The 13,351-nt window shown below is 68.7% G+C and carries 13 protein-coding genes and 2 pseudogenes; 6 read left to right on the top strand and 9 right to left on the bottom strand.

Annotation, left to right across the window (positions count from 1 at the left end; translation table 11 throughout):
* Nucleotides 1-53: 53 nt before the first annotated feature.
* From ACFVAV_RS06090 to ACFVAV_RS06080, 3 genes and pseudogenes are all read right to left on the bottom strand, one after another.
* Nucleotides 54-230 (bottom strand): annotated as a pseudogene (locus ACFVAV_RS06090) (transcriptional regulator); the annotation flags it as partial.
* Nucleotides 231-304: 74 nt separating this feature from the next.
* Nucleotides 305-440 (bottom strand): annotated as a pseudogene (locus ACFVAV_RS06085) (transcriptional regulator); the annotation flags it as partial.
* A 76-nt stretch (nucleotides 441-516) separates the two neighbouring features.
* Complete coding sequence (locus ACFVAV_RS06080) at nucleotides 517-1,530, bottom strand: helix-turn-helix transcriptional regulator (protein WP_379030745.1); 1,014 nt, start codon at nucleotides 1,528-1,530, stop codon at nucleotides 517-519.
* 103 nt (nucleotides 1,531-1,633) lie between these two features.
* Between ACFVAV_RS06080 and ACFVAV_RS06075 the strand changes: the two genes are divergently transcribed.
* Nucleotides 1,634-2,032 (top strand): VOC family protein, encoded by a 399-nt coding sequence (locus tag ACFVAV_RS06075; RefSeq protein ID WP_379030742.1) that lies wholly within the window; start codon nucleotides 1,634-1,636, stop codon nucleotides 2,030-2,032.
* A gap of 316 nt (nucleotides 2,033-2,348) precedes the next feature.
* On the opposite strand, the gene ACFVAV_RS06070 is transcribed toward ACFVAV_RS06075, so the two are convergent.
* Nucleotides 2,349-2,747: a PPOX class F420-dependent oxidoreductase gene (locus ACFVAV_RS06070; RefSeq protein ID WP_379030739.1), complete on the bottom strand. Its 399-nt coding sequence runs from the start codon at nucleotides 2,745-2,747 to the stop codon at nucleotides 2,349-2,351.
* Between the two features lie 50 nt (nucleotides 2,748-2,797).
* Nucleotides 2,798-3,274 carry a DUF1772 domain-containing protein gene (locus ACFVAV_RS06065; protein ID WP_379030736.1) on the bottom strand — a complete coding sequence of 159 codons (477 nt, stop codon included), beginning with the start codon at nucleotides 3,272-3,274 and terminating at the stop codon, nucleotides 2,798-2,800.
* Between the two features lie 183 nt (nucleotides 3,275-3,457).
* On the opposite strand from ACFVAV_RS06065, the gene ACFVAV_RS06060 reads away from it, so the two are divergent.
* Complete coding sequence (locus ACFVAV_RS06060) at nucleotides 3,458-4,066, top strand: DUF4126 domain-containing protein (protein ID WP_379030733.1); 609 nt, start codon at nucleotides 3,458-3,460, stop codon at nucleotides 4,064-4,066.
* A gap of 21 nt (nucleotides 4,067-4,087) precedes the next feature.
* Here ACFVAV_RS06060 and ACFVAV_RS06055 read toward each other — a convergent pair whose 3' ends face one another.
* Nucleotides 4,088-5,098: an LLM class flavin-dependent oxidoreductase gene (locus tag ACFVAV_RS06055; protein ID WP_379030730.1), complete on the bottom strand. Its 1,011-nt coding sequence runs from the start codon at nucleotides 5,096-5,098 to the stop codon at nucleotides 4,088-4,090.
* 120 nt (nucleotides 5,099-5,218) lie between these two features.
* Between ACFVAV_RS06055 and ACFVAV_RS06050 the strand changes: the two genes are divergently transcribed.
* On the top strand, nucleotides 5,219-5,695 hold the full coding sequence (locus ACFVAV_RS06050; RefSeq protein ID WP_379030727.1) for a MarR family winged helix-turn-helix transcriptional regulator: 477 nt from the start codon (nucleotides 5,219-5,221) through the stop codon (nucleotides 5,693-5,695).
* 46 nt (nucleotides 5,696-5,741) lie between these two features.
* On the top strand, nucleotides 5,742-7,175 hold the full coding sequence (locus ACFVAV_RS06045; RefSeq protein WP_379030724.1) for a DHA2 family efflux MFS transporter permease subunit: 1,434 nt from the start codon (nucleotides 5,742-5,744) through the stop codon (nucleotides 7,173-7,175).
* Nucleotides 7,176-7,406: 231 nt separating this feature from the next.
* Here the strand turns inward: ACFVAV_RS06045 and ACFVAV_RS06040 are convergent, their stop codons facing one another.
* Complete coding sequence (locus tag ACFVAV_RS06040; RefSeq protein WP_379030722.1) at nucleotides 7,407-8,117, bottom strand: HAD-IA family hydrolase; 711 nt, start codon at nucleotides 8,115-8,117, stop codon at nucleotides 7,407-7,409.
* Nucleotides 8,114-10,315 carry a transketolase family protein gene (locus tag ACFVAV_RS06035; protein ID WP_379030719.1) on the bottom strand — a complete coding sequence of 734 codons (2,202 nt, stop codon included), beginning with the start codon at nucleotides 10,313-10,315 and terminating at the stop codon, nucleotides 8,114-8,116. The genes ACFVAV_RS06040 and ACFVAV_RS06035 overlap by 4 nt, the downstream gene beginning before the upstream one ends.
* Before the next feature lie 104 nt (nucleotides 10,316-10,419).
* On the opposite strand from ACFVAV_RS06035, the gene ACFVAV_RS06030 reads away from it, so the two are divergent.
* Nucleotides 10,420-11,076: a response regulator gene (locus tag ACFVAV_RS06030; RefSeq protein WP_379030716.1), complete on the top strand. Its 657-nt coding sequence runs from the start codon at nucleotides 10,420-10,422 to the stop codon at nucleotides 11,074-11,076.
* Between the two features lie 5 nt (nucleotides 11,077-11,081).
* The gene (locus ACFVAV_RS06025) at nucleotides 11,082-12,230 is read left to right on the top strand and encodes a GAF domain-containing sensor histidine kinase (protein ID WP_379031807.1); all 1,149 of its coding nucleotides are present in this window, start codon (nucleotides 11,082-11,084) and stop codon (nucleotides 12,228-12,230) included.
* 100 nt (nucleotides 12,231-12,330) lie between these two features.
* Here ACFVAV_RS06025 and ACFVAV_RS06020 read toward each other — a convergent pair whose 3' ends face one another.
* Entirely contained in the window at nucleotides 12,331-13,314 is a 984-nt protein-coding gene (locus tag ACFVAV_RS06020) for a class I fructose-bisphosphate aldolase (protein ID WP_379030713.1), read from the bottom strand.
* Nucleotides 13,315-13,351 lie beyond the last annotated feature (37 nt).

Raw genomic sequence — 13,351 nt, 5'->3', positions numbered from 1 at the left:
TAGGGGCTGCTGCATGCGGTGTCATGCGTTTGCCTCCCAGTCGGGCTATGAGGAGTGTGTAACCGACATCTCACCCCGGCTAACATCGCGACTTCCTCGCGCCGCAGACCGGGCGTACGTCGACGACCCGCCGCGGGCAGCCCGACATCGCCGGGCCGGACCCGTTCCCGCCGCGACCGCAGGAAATCGCGCAACTCTTCACGCCGCCGGGTCGATGCCGCACTGACCATGAAACCAAGGTAACAACCGTGGGGAGTCGGGGTGCCGCTCGATGTCGGTGAGCCGGTTTACGCTGGGCGAGTGTGTAACCGAGATCGCACCCCGAGAGCTGAGCGACCTCCTCGCGCCGCAGGCCGGGTGTCCGCCGACGCGGGCCCAGCGGCAGGCCGACGTCCTTCGGGACGATGCGCGCGCGGCGCGGTTTCAGGAAGGTAGCCCAGCTCGTTGCGCTGCGGCCTGCCCAGGGCGCGAGTGTCCGCCACTGTCGCTACGTCGTCATACCCAGGTCGCCCCCGCTCAACCGGCGTCCGGGCGGCTACCTATGGTTTGGTATCGGCCGTCGGCGGACGCGGTGAGTCGGCGGGCCAGGGCGCGTACGGCGTCGTTGAGTGTGTCGGGGTGCTCGATGATGAACGGGCGGTTCAGGCCGGCGAGCAGGGCGGGAATCCAGTCGAGTTGTTCGGCGCGGATTCGGATCCGGACCCACGGGTTGGTGTCAGCGGGCTGCGAGTCGATCTCATGCACGGTCGCGATCGTCGCGGGGAGCAGCGGGCGGACCTGGGTGAGTGTGCCCTGGACTCGGATCGATACCTCGTGTCGATAGGGCGCGTTGGCCAATGCGGACAGCAGATGAGCGGCTGGCTCGAATTCGGCTGGCGGAGCGAATGTTCCGGGTTGTGTGCTCACCGCGGTGATGCGGTCCAGCCGGAACTGGCGTAGTTCGTCGCTGTTGCTGTCCATCCCTGTCAGATACCACCGGCCGGAGTGGTCGACGAGCCCGTAGGGGTGCACGGTCCGTTGGCTGGACCGCCCGTTTCGGTCGGTGTACCCGATTGCGACCGGTCGGTGCTCGCGGGTGGCCTCGGCGAGCCGGAGCAGGACGGCGGTCTCGACAGCCACTTCCGGGCGCGCGTCGGCGGTGAATTCGACCGTGTTGATCAGTGCGTCCAGCCGGGCCGTCAGACGTGGGGGTAGGACGCGGCGGAGTTTGGCCGTCGCGCTGTCGGCTGCGCGGGCGGACGCTGTCGGCCGGTCGGCGCCGCGGCTGGTGAGGAGCCCGAGTAACACGGCCACCGCCTCGTCGTCGGTCAGCATCAGCGGTGGCATTCGGTATCCGGGAGCGAGCCGGTATCCCCCGTAGCGGCCCCGCACCGATCGGACCGGGATATCCAGGTCGGTGAGATGGGTGACGTATCGCCTGACGGTGCGTTCATCGACGCCGAGCCGTCCGGCGAGTTCGCCGACGGTATGAGTACCGCCGGTCTGCAACAGCTCGAGCAGGGCCAGCACTCGGGCGGTGGGGCGAGTCATCGGGAAATTCTCGCATCCATACCGGGCGGAAACTGTCCGGTATCGGCTCTACCGTGGCGTGCGGCGGTGGAACCTCCGCCTCATCCGACAGCAGGAGCACACAATGAAGCTCGTCTCGATCCGTCTGATCACTGACGACATCCAGCGGCTGGTCAGTTTCTATCAGCACGTGACCGGCGTCGAAGCACACTGGGCTACACCGGATTTCGCCGAAATCGTCACACTGGCCGGCACCCTCGCGATCGGAAGCACCCGCACCGTGGCGCTGTTCGCTGCGGGCAGCGCGCACCCAGCCGACAATCACACCGCGATCATCGAATTCCTGGTCCCCGACGTCGATGCCGATTACCGGCGGTTGCGAGATACGGTCGAGGATTTCGTCAACGAGCCCACGACGATGCCGTGGGGGAACCGGTCGTTGCTGTTTCGCGATCCCGACGGCAACCTGATCAACCTCTTCACCCCGGTCACCGCGCAGGCCGCCGCGAAGTTCGCCGGTTGATATCCGCTCATCGGCATTTCACGATGCTTATACCGACTTGGTGGTAGCACTGTGGTCGAAGACTGATCTGGGGACATCCGTCCGCGCCGGACCCCGTGTCCCGGGCCCGCGGACCGAACCGTGGCATGCTCATCATCTGGGACCGCATCTTCGGCTCCTTCGAGCCGGAGTGCGAGCGGGCGATCTACGGCCTCACCAAGAACGGCCGTCACGGCACCTGAAGGCCCCGCCAGGACGCACCTGACGGGGCCGAATATCCAGTGGCTACCGGACGGTCGGTGACGGCCTTTCTCGTGGGATTGCCCAGGATGCCTGACTACTCGGGGCTGCGGCTGGTGAAGTCGAAGGATCCGCTGTCGATGCCCCAGGAGATGATCCGTTCGGGGTGAATGCGGATGATCGCGCGTTCCTGGGGTGGGAACGGGGGCTCCTCGTCATCGAGCGCCTCGGCCGTGCCGCGTACCTCGATGCCGCGAATCACGTAGGGATCCAAGGAAACCTGTTGGTCGACGACGAACGACACCCGGCTGCCCGCCTCGATATTGCGGTACTTTCGACTGGTGCGCATCCGCATGCCCCCGATGTCGATCGTGCCGTCGGCGTTCACCCGATAGCTGGTCGGGTTGTTCTGCACGACGCCGTCGGGCGACACCGTGGCCAGCCGGCCGATCCCTGCCTCGGCGAGGAACTGCTGTTCATTGATGGTGAAGGTCATGTCGGTTACTCCTCGGTGAATTCGATGTCAGGTGAGCGTCGATGGTGCGATCAGAACAGGATCAGCGCGGCGCACAGTCCGGCAATGGCGATGAACTGCAGGGTGACCCGGTACTTCAGAATGCTGTCCCACTTGTCCTGCAGCGCACGGGCATCGGCCGGAATGATGCCGCTTTGTGCGGCGGCGGTCTGCTGGGAATTGATCGGCTTGGCGATGCGGACGTAGAAGGCGAGCCAGGTCAGCAGCGCCGCCACCGTGATTCCCGCCGCGACGGCGGCGCCGATCTGCCCGGCCCACAGTGCGATCAGCAGTGTGAGCACCGCGGTGACCACGCCGCTCACACCGAAAACCGGCATGCGTTTGTCGCCGTAATAGTGACCCCATCCCGCACTCATGGTCACGGTCGCATCATCGAGCTTGCGGTAGACGGACCGGGTGATCACGGCCCCGCAGACATCGGTGCCATAGACGACGGCATTGGCGAGAACGGCGACGGCGGCAATGATCTGGCCGGTGACGATGAGCATTTCGGCTTCCCTTTCCTGATTTCTAGCAGCGCTAGATGATGGAGCAAAGGTAGCATTTGTCCGCTAGCTTGTCTAGCGCTGATAGATTCCAGATCGCTGCCGCGGAACGTCCCACCTCGGCGACCCGCGACCATGGCTGTCGAGCTGCCGCGAGCTGTCGGTCGGCGGGCCTACGCTGAGCGGGTGTCGGTGCTACCTCTGATCTTCACCGCGGGCTGGGCCAGCGGGATCAACGCGTATGCGGTGGTGTTCCTGCTCGGGCTGTTCGGCCGGCTCGGCTGGACCGACGACGTGCCCGCCGGGCTCCAACGCACCGATGTGCTCGTCGCCGCGGGCGTGCTGTTCCTGATCGAGGCCGTCGCCGACAAGATCCCGTACCTCGACTCGTTCTGGGACGCCGTGCACACGGTGGTGCGGCCCGCCTCTGGCGCGGTGGTATCGGCCTTGATCGCCGGTCAGGACGATTCGCTGCCGACCCTGTTCGCCGCGGCCGTCGGCGGGACGACCGCCTTGGCCAGCCATATCGTCAAAGCCGGTACCCGGATGGCGATCAATACCTCCCCGGAACCGGTCACCAATATCGCGCTGAGCACCGCCGAAGACCTGAGTGTCGGCAGCGTTCTCACCCTCGCGATGTTCTTCCCGGTGCTGGCCGCGGTGATCGCCGCCATCCTGCTCGCGATCGGCTTGTGGGTGGTCTACGCATGCGCCAGCCGCATCCGGCGCTATCTCCGACGCCGCAGGGAACGCCGGGAAGCGCGCAGGACAGGCGAGGTTGCCGCGCTCGAATAGCCGCACCCGCGGCGTGACGGCTCAGCGCACCTGCGGCGCCACCTTCGTGCCCAGCAGGTCGATGCTGTGCAGGACCTGCTCCGGCGGGAGGGTGCCGACGCTGGTGTGCAGCATGAACCGGTCCAGTCCGAGGGTGTCGCGGACCTCCGCGATCTTGCCCGCCACGTAGTCGGGAGTGCCGACGAACAGCGAACCGCTCTGCGAGCGCAAGGCGTCGAACTGTTCGCGGGTCATCGGGCCCCAGCCGCGCTCGCGGCCGATGGTCGACATGGCCAGCGCGTATGGCGCGTAGAAGTCGGCGACGGCGTGCGCGTCGGTGTCGGCGACATACCCGTGCGCGTGCACCGCCACCGGCTGCTTCTCGTGGCCGCCCTCGGTCAGCGCCCGGTGATACAGCTCGACCAGCGGCTTGAAGCGCGCCGGCTGGCCGCCGATGATGGCGATCGCCAACGGCAGACCGAGCAGGCCCGCGCGGATGACCGATTCGGGACTGCCGCCGACCGCGATCCACACCGGCAGCGGCCGGTCGTCGGTCCGCGGATAGGCCGTCGCCGCACGCAGCGGCGCGCGGAACCGGCCCGACCAGGTCACCGGATCGTCCTCGCGCAGCCGCAGCAGCAGGGCCAGCTTCTCCTCGAACAGCGCGTCGTAATCGGCGAGGTCGTAGCCGAACAGCGGGAACGACTCGGTGAACGACCCGCGTCCGGCCATCAGCTCGGCCCGGCCGTTCGACAGCCCGTCCAGTGTCGCGAAGTCCTGGTAGACCCGGACCGGGTCGTCGGAACTGAGGACGGTCACCGCGCTCGTCAGCTGGATGCGCTCGGTGCGGGCCGCCGCGGCCGCCAGCACGACGGCGGGGGAGGAGGCTGCGAAATCCTGGCGATGATGCTCGCCGACGCCGTAGACATCCAGGCCCGCTGCCTCGGTCGCGACGGCCTCGTCGACGACCTGGCGCAGGCGCTGGGCAGCGGTCGGCGCGGGCCGGTCGCCGGTGGGGTACAGCTCGGCGAAGGTGGTCAGCCCCAGTTCCATGTGAACCTCGTTTCGGGATGCGGTCTGCTCCGGTCATCTCCTAAACGGACCGCGGTCCGACGAAATTCCCGCGATTGCGGATGGATGCGGATTATCTATTACAAAACTATGATGGCCGTTATGACCGCCCTCGCGCCGACGCGTACCGAGCCAGACCTGTCCTTCCTGCTCGACCGGACGAGTCACGTCCTGCGCACTCAGATGGCGGCGGCGCTCGCCGGGATCGGCCTGACGGCCCGCATGCACTGCGTGCTGGTGCACGCGCTCGAAGCCGAGCGCACCCAGGCGCAGCTCGCCGAACTCGGTGACATGGACAAGACGACGATGGTCGTCACCGTCGACGCGCTGGAGAAGGCCGGCCTGGCCGAGCGCAAGCCGTCGAGTACCGACCGCCGTGCCCGCATCATCGCGGTGACGCCGGAGGGGGCGAAACTCGCCGCGCGCAGTACGGAAATCGTCGACGGCGTGCATCAGGCTGCGCTCGGTTCGCTGCCGAAGGCGGAGCGGGAAACTCTGGTGCGTGCGTTGAATCTGCTGGTGGAAGGTCATTTGTCGACCGCGGTGGAGGCTGCGCCCGCGCGTCGCGCCCGGCAATAGTCCGTAATAGATTGTCTGCAACGAAACTATCTAATACGGTCGCATCATGACCACTTCTCAGCGCATCGCCCTCGCGGTGCTGTCGGCGGCGACGCTGATGACCATCCTCGACGGCAGCATCGTGACCGTCGCCATGCCGGCGATCCAGGACAACCTCGGCTTCTCTCCCGCCGGTCTGAGCTGGACCGTGAACGCGTACCTGATCGCCTTCGGCGGCCTGCTCCTGCTGGCTGGGCGGCTGGGCGACCTGGTCGGCCGCAAGACGATGTTCCTCACCGGCAATGTCGTCTTCACCGCGGCATCGCTGCTGGCCGGCGCGGCGACGAGCCCGGCCATGCTGGTCGCGGCGCGCTTCCTGCAGGGCGTCGGCAGCGCGATCGCCGCCTCGGTGGTGCTCGGCATCCTGGTGACGATGTTCCCCGGCCCGCGTGAACGGGCAACGGCCATCGGCATCTTCAGCTTCACCGGCGCCGCGGGCGCCTCGATCGGCCAGGTGCTCGGCGGCGTGCTCACCGACGCGCTGAACTGGCACTGGATCTTCCTGATCAATGTGCCGATCGGGCTCGTCACCGTGCTGGTCGCGGTCAAGGCGCTGCCCGCCGACCGTGGGCTCGGCTGGTCCGCGGGCGCCGACGTTCTCGGTGCGGTTCTGGTGACCACCGGTCTGATGCTCGGCATCTACACCGTGGTCGAGGTCGAGCGGTACGGCTGGAACTCGCTGCACACCCTGGGCCTCGGCGCGCTGGCGGCCGGTTTGCTGATCGCCTTCGTCGTCCGCCAGGCGACCGCCCGTAATCCGCTGCTGCCCCTGCGAATCTTCCGCTCCCGCACCGTGTCCGGCGCCAATGTGGTGCAGATGCTGACGCTGTCGGCCATGTTCGCCTTCCAGATCATCGTCGCGCTCTACCTGCAGAAGGTGCTGGGCTACAACGCTGTGCAGACCGGTCTGGCCATGCTGCCCGCCGCCGTCGCCATCGGCGGGGTGTCGCTGTTCGCCTCGGCCCGGCTCATCACCCGCTTCGGTGAACGCACCATGCTCGTCACCGGTCTGGTACTGCTGCTGGCCGGAATGGCTTGGCTCACCAGGCTTCCGGTGGATGCGGACTATGTCGTCGACGTGCTGCCGATGATGGTGCTGATCGCCGGCGGCGGACTGGTCCTGCCCGCGCTCACCGGACTGGGCATGTCGGGTGCCGCGGCCGACGATGCCGGGCTGGCCTCGGGCCTGTTCAACACCACTCAGCAGGTCGGGATGGCGATCGGCATCGCGGTCCTGTCCACCCTGGCCGCCTCGCGGACAGGCACCGAGCTCGCGGTGGGTGTGTCGGATGCCGTGGCGCTGACCAGCGGTTACCGGTTGGCCTTCACCGTGGCGGCGGGGCTGCTGGCGACGGCCTTGGTCGTCAGCGTCACCGTCCTGCGGCGTCCGGGCACCACCACCGAGCCCGCCCCCGCCGCCACCCCGGTTCCCGCCTTCTGAACCGGCGGGCCGCGAGGGAACGACCCCTGCGGCCACCCCGGTTCGACCTCGCAGAATGCCGCCGCCATCCTGATGCTGGCGGCGAGCTGCATGTCCGCGGGGACTGATTGTCGAGTTCGTACCGGCCGAACTGCATCAGCGCATCCCAGTGGTCTGCGGTGTGCGCATTCGCACAGGGGCGGCCGACGAACCCGACGGCCGGTGGAGCCTGCTGTCCGGTCCGGGCCGTCGCTACCGTTCCAGCCGCTGATCCTCGGCGAGACGGGTGTCGAACCAGCTGACGAGTTCCGGGTCGTCGAGACCATCGGCGACGAGCGTCGCCGCGGATAGATCGTGTGCGCGGGTGTAGGCGTTCTGCGCTGCGACACAGCGCAATCGCGCTGCCGTCGCGGCCAGGACGCCGTTGGCTGAGTCCTCCACGGCCACGGCGTGTTCGGGATCGCAGCCCGTCCTGGCCAGCACCTCTAGGTACGCCGCCGGGCTCGGCTTGAGATCGGGGACTTCGGTTCCGGTGACGACGGTGTCGAACACATCACCGAATGCGTTCCACAACAACGGCTCCACCCAGGCGCGGGTGCCCGTCGTCGCCACATGAAGCGCGACACCGTGTGCCGTGAGCTGCTCGATGAGCTGCCGTGCGCCCGGCCTCGGCTGGATCTGCCCGTCCTCGACCAGTCGGCGCATGATCCGTGTCTTGTTGGGGTGCAGCCGTTCCGCGAGCTCCCTGGCGTGCGCGGGTGACCTGCCGGTGCTTTCGAACCAGTAGGTCATCCGGTGCGTGCCGCCTGCGATCTTCAGCAGCTGGCCGTAGCAGTCGACGTCCCAGCGGTCTGGTAGCCCGGCCTCGGCGAAGGCTGCGTTGAACGCGACCCGGTGGCCGTCGCGTTCGCTGTCGACCAGGGTGCCGTCGACATCGAAGATCACTGCGTCCAGGCGAGTCATCTTGTCCCACCCAGGTATTCGCGGATCCGGGTGCGCACGGCCGCCACGGTGAAGCCGTGATGGGCCATGACCTCGGCACCGGGACCGCTGTGTCCGAACTCGTCGATGCCGATCGCGAGATCGACCAGGCCAGCCCAGCCCGCGGTGCTGCCCGCCTCGATGCTGACGGTGTGCGCGGCGGGGTCGGGGGAGTAGTGCGACCGGTCCAGCACCGACACCACACGAACGGTGTCGCCGTCGGCTCGAAGCTGATCGGCGACGGCCATCGCCAGCGCGACTTCCGAGCCGGTCGCGACGAGTTCGACAGTGCGGAGGTCCTGGCCTCCGGGCGAGCTGGTGGCCGCGATCTCGACAAAGTCTGCGGTCTCGGCAGCGCACTGCGAGTCGGTGGCCTCGCCTTGCGAGTCGGTGTCGGCGATGTGCGAGTTGATGGCAGCGCCTAGCGAGCTGATGGGGGCGATCTTCTCGGTGCCTGCTGTGGTCGTGTGCGGGCCGGACATAGGCACCTGTCTGGTGCCGGAATCTGCTGCGGCGAACCGCGGGTCGGCCCCGGGGTGGTTCATCGGGCGGTGGGTGTCGTGTTGTGGGAGAGCCTGTCTGGACAGGATCAGCGCGGTCGGACCGTCGGTGCGGGTGAGCGCCAACTCCCAAGCCAGGGCGGTCTCGGCGTCATCGGCCGGGCGCAGCACTTGCAGGCCCGGGATCACACGCAACGACTCGACGTGCTCGACAGGCTGGTGCGTGGGTCCGTCCTCGCCGACGGCGATCGAGTCGTGGGTGAACACATAGATCACCGGCTGACCCATCAGCGCCGACAGACGCAACGCAGGACGCAGATAGTCGGCGAACACCAGGAACGTACTGCCGAACACCCGGAATCCGCCGTGCAGGCTGATCCCGTTGAGGATGGCGGCCATCCCGAATTCGCGGATACCGAACGCGATCGCGGTGCGCGAGTAGTCATCGCGGGTCACCACCGGACCGCAGGACGTGCCGGTCGATCCCGCGAGGTCGGCCGAGCCACCCACCAGCTCCGGCAGCACCGGCAGCACGGCATCCAGGCACGCCTGCGAGGACTGCCGAGTCGCCCGCGGCGCATCCCCGACTGTTCCGGACAGTGCATCGGGGAGCCCGTCGGGCAGGATCCGCGCGCCGGCACGGGCGTACTCGTCGGCGCGTTCCGGTGCGGCAGCGGCGAATTCGGCGAACCGATCGAGCCAGTCGGCGCGGTCCTCGGCGCCGATCTCCGCGAGCACCGCGCACGTCGCGCCGACCTGCTCGGGCACCGCGAACGGCGGATAGTTCCATCCCGCAGTCTCTTTGGCCCGGGCCAGCTGATCGGCGCCCAACGGCGATCCGTGTGCCTTCGCCGTACCCGCCACCTCGGGAGCGCCATGACCGATCACCGTCCGGACGGCCAGGAAGCTCGGGCGCGGATCGGCTTTCGCGCGGCGGATGGCCGCGTCGATCGCCTCGATATCGGTGCCGTCCGGCACCACCTCGGTATGCCAGCCGTAGGCGGCGAAGCGGGCGATCTGGTCGTCACCGCACGAACGGTCCACCGCACCATCGATGGTGATGGCATTGTCGTCCCAGAGCACGATCAACCGGCCCAGCCCGAGATGCCCGGCGAACGACGCGGTCTCATGGCTGATGCCCTCCATCAGGCACCCGTCGCCGACGATCGCGTAGGTGCGGTGACCGGTGATCTCGGGGTAGCGGGCGTGGGACATGCGCTCCGCCAAGGCCATTCCCACCGCCATCGCCAGCCCCTGACCGAGCGGACCGGTCGTGCACTCCACGCCTGGTGTCTCCCCGTATTCCGGGTGGCCCGGCGTCCGCGACCCCAGCTGCCGGAAGCGGCGCAGCTCCTCGGTCGGCAGGTCGTAGCCGAACAGGTGCAGCAGCCCGTACAGCAGGGCCGAACCGTGCCCGGCGGAGAGGACGAACCGGTCCCGGTCGGCCCACCCCGGGTCCGCCGGATCGTGCCGCAGATGCCTGCTCCACAGCGTCCACGCCATCGGCGCCGCCCCCATCGGCATGCCGGGATGACCGGAGTTCGCGGCCTCGACCATGTCGGCGGCGAGGAACCGCAGGGTGTCGACGGCGAGCTGGTCGGTCTCGACCGACGGCGCGACGAGCGGCCGATGGACAGTGGATTCCGACATGGCGCGGCCTTCCTGATCGGGTCCGTCCATCGGACCGCATCGCCGCCGCCGCGCCCTCCCCCCGGCGGGTGGGCGCGCGGGTGATATCGGGAAATGCCGGGAACCACCGGTGTTTTCGGCCGTAGGCTGGCGGTATGCCGACCCCGTTACGGCTTGTGCTCGTCGACGATCACGAGATGGTCCTGCACGGGCTCGACGCGATGCTCGGCCATTTTCCCGACGAGGTCGTCATCGTCGGACAGTCCACCACCGACGTGGCCGCGCTGCGCATGGTCGCCGAGCATCGGCCCGACATCGTGCTGTGCGATGTCCGCATCGGCAAGGCCAGCGGACTCGATCTGTGCAGGCAGATCACCGTGCAGTACCCGGCGACGAAGGTCGTGCTGCTCACCGTGTACGACGACGAGCACTACCTCTACCAGGCCCTGCGCGCCGGCGCCGCGGGCTACATCCTCAAACGTGTCGACGGGCGCGAACTCGTCGCCCAGCTGCTGCGGGCGGGGGAGGGGGAGACCGTCGTCGACCCGGCACTGGCCGGTCGGGTGGCCCTGGCCGCGGCGCGGCTCGATGCGGGACAGTTCTGGTCCGGCGCGCACCTGGGGCTGACCCAGCGGGAGTCGGAAGTGCTGGGGCTGTTGGTGTCCGGGTATTCGAACCGGGCGGTGGCGGGCAAGCTCGTGGTCAGCGAGGACACGGTGAAGACCCACATCCGCGGGCTGTATCGCAAACTCGGGGTGTCCGATCGCAGTGGGGCGATCGCGGTCGCGTTGCGCGAGGGGCTGTTCCGTTGACCGCGGTGGCGCCGACGGCGGCCGAGCTCGCACCGCTTCTCGGAGCCGACGGTGTGTTGGTCTACGCCGTCGACGGGCAGGACCTCGGCATCGTCGATCTGTGGCCCGCGCATCCATCGGCGGGTTCACTCACCTTGCAGGTGGGGTTCGGGGTGACCGGGTTGGTCGCCCGGACCGGCAAGCCGGTGCTGCTCGAGGTCGACTCGCCACGTAATGCACTGCACCGCAAGGTATTACAGCTGGAAACCGACCAGGCCGTCGCCCGGATGTGCCTGCCGCTGCCGGGAATCGACGGCGCGGTGGTCGGTGTGCTGGCGGCTCACCGCAACCCGGCCGAACCGTTCGGGCCCGATGATCTCGTGCGCGCCGAATCCTACGCGGCGGTCCTCGGCCTGTCGTTGCACGCGCACCGGCTGTGGCGCGCGGTCAACCAGCACCGCGGCGAGCGGGATCGCCTTGTCGAGCAGGCGATCTCGGCACAGGAAGCCGAGCGCCGCCGGATCGCTTTCGACCTGCACGACGGGGTGACCACCGCGCTCGCGTCCATGTCGTTCCACCTGTCCGCGGCTGACCTCACCGTCTCCGAACTCGCCGCCCACGTTGCCACCGGCGACGAAACCGGTGCGCGTGCCTTGGCGCGGGCACGCGAAGAGCTGATCAGCGCCCGCGCGCTGGCAGACTTCGCCTACAACGAGACCAGGGCGGCGATCTCGGGTCTGCACAGCCTCGTTCTCGACGACCTCGGCCTGGTCGCCGCCATCGAATCGCTGGTGCACACGGCGAGCACCGGCGACGGACCGTCGATCGAATTACTCGTCGACCCGGCGGCCGCCGTCGGCGACATCCCCGACCACGCGGCGGCAGCCCTGTACCGGATCGCGCAGGAGGCGCTGGCCAACGCCGTCAAACACGCGGGCGCGAACCGGATAGTGCTGTCGCTGCGCCGGGTCGGCGACTCGGTTGTCCTCGGCTGCTCCGACGACGGCGCCGGCTTCGACCCGATCGCCCGTCGGGAAGCGCGAGCCGTCGACGGTGAGCAGCATTTCGGTCTGAGTTCGATCGCCGAGCGCTGCGCCGTCATCGAGGCCTCGCTGCGGGTCGAGTCGATGCGGGGGCGCGGGACGATCCTGCTGGTAGAGCTGCCGATCCGGTAGTCAGCGGGCGCATTGATGTCGGCGCGCGGCCGGCCGAGCTGCTGATCGGTAGTCAGCGGAGCGCCTTGATGCCAGGCTGCGGGTCCGGACGGCCGAATCGTCAGCGGGTCGCGTCGGCCGCGCTTCGGCAATTGGCGAGCAGAATCTTTTGCGCCGCAGTCACTTCTTTGGATTCCGCCCAGGCACGCAGGGCCGCGCTGACGAGCGCCCGGCCGAACGAGAAGGTCACCGCCCATGGCCGGCCTGCGAGGATGTTGAGGTTGCCCAGGTAGTCGCAGACCTGCTCGGTGGGTTGCCCACCCGACAGGAATGCGATGCCGGGCACCTCGGCGGGCACGGTCTCACGCAGCACCGCGAAGGTCGCCCCGATCACGTCGTCCACCGACGCGGGCGCGGCGTCGAGACCCGGCGTCACGAAGTTCGGCTTGAGCACGATGCCGGACAGGTCGACACCGGCGGCATCGAGTGCGGCGAACACCGATCGCAGGGCCAGCCGGGTCGCCTGGGCCGAGGCGTCGAGGTCGTGGTCGCCGGTGCACAGCACCTCCGGCTCGACGATCGGGACGATGCCGTGCTGCTGACACAGCGCGGCGTAGCGCGCCAGCGCGTGCCCGTTGGCATGCGCGGCGTAGGGCGTGATCGACCGCACGTCGAAGACCGCCCGCCACTTGGCGAACGCGGCGCCCCGCTCGGCGTAGGACGCCAGCCGGGCGCCGAGCCCGTCGAGCCCCTCGGTGACGAGCGCGCCGCCCTGGCCGGGAAGACCGGTGGTGCCGGTGTCGACCTTGATGCCGGGCAGGATGCCCAGCTCGCGGGCCGCGACCGGGAAGGCGCGGCCGTCGGCGAGTTCCTGGCCGAAGGTCTCGTCGCACAGGATGATTCCGCTGATCCACTCCGCCAGGCCGTCGGTGGTCAGCAGCAGCGCGCGGTAGTCACGCCGGGCGGCCGCGCTCGCGGGAATCCCTTCCTGTTCGAGGCGGGCGGACATGGTCTTGATCGACTCGTCGGCGGCGAGGATGCCGCGGCCGCCGCCGGTCAGCTGCTGGGCGACGGCGGCGAGGGTCGTGGCGGGAAGTGTCGTCATGGGCCCAGCATGCGAGCGGTCCCGGGCCGCGTCCTCA

Source organism: Nocardia sp. NPDC057663, from assembly GCF_042799895.1.
Classification (GTDB): Bacteria; Actinomycetota; Actinomycetes; order Mycobacteriales; family Mycobacteriaceae; genus Nocardia.
The sequence above is the reverse complement of the archived record's forward strand: the minus strand, read 5'-3'. Positions and strand labels throughout refer to the sequence as shown.

What these genes read in the sequence shown, in the direction of transcription:
- ACFVAV_RS06080 (WP_379030745.1), bottom strand. Translation starts at nt 1,530, where the DNA reads ATGACTCGCCCCACCGCCCGAGTGCTGGCCCTGCTCGAGCTGTTGCAG.
- ACFVAV_RS06075 (WP_379030742.1), top strand. Translation starts at nt 1,634, where the DNA reads ATGAAGCTCGTCTCGATCCGTCTGATCACTGACGACATCCAGCGGCTG.
- ACFVAV_RS06070 (WP_379030739.1), bottom strand. Translation starts at nt 2,747, where the DNA reads ATGACCTTCACCATCAATGAACAGCAGTTCCTCGCCGAGGCAGGGATC.
- ACFVAV_RS06065 (WP_379030736.1), bottom strand. Translation starts at nt 3,274, where the DNA reads ATGCTCATCGTCACCGGCCAGATCATTGCCGCCGTCGCCGTTCTCGCC.
- ACFVAV_RS06055 (WP_379030730.1), bottom strand. Translation starts at nt 5,098, where the DNA reads ATGGAACTGGGGCTGACCACCTTCGCCGAGCTGTACCCCACCGGCGAC.
- ACFVAV_RS06050 (WP_379030727.1), top strand. Translation starts at nt 5,219, where the DNA reads ATGACCGCCCTCGCGCCGACGCGTACCGAGCCAGACCTGTCCTTCCTG.
- ACFVAV_RS06045 (WP_379030724.1), top strand. Translation starts at nt 5,742, where the DNA reads ATGACCACTTCTCAGCGCATCGCCCTCGCGGTGCTGTCGGCGGCGACG.
- ACFVAV_RS06040 (WP_379030722.1), bottom strand. Translation starts at nt 8,117, where the DNA reads ATGACTCGCCTGGACGCAGTGATCTTCGATGTCGACGGCACCCTGGTC.
- ACFVAV_RS06035 (WP_379030719.1), bottom strand. Translation starts at nt 10,315, where the DNA reads ATGGACGGACCCGATCAGGAAGGCCGCGCCATGTCGGAATCCACTGTC.
- ACFVAV_RS06030 (WP_379030716.1), top strand. Translation starts at nt 10,420, where the DNA reads ATGCCGACCCCGTTACGGCTTGTGCTCGTCGACGATCACGAGATGGTC.
- ACFVAV_RS06020 (WP_379030713.1), bottom strand. Translation starts at nt 13,314, where the DNA reads ATGACGACACTTCCCGCCACGACCCTCGCCGCCGTCGCCCAGCAGCTG.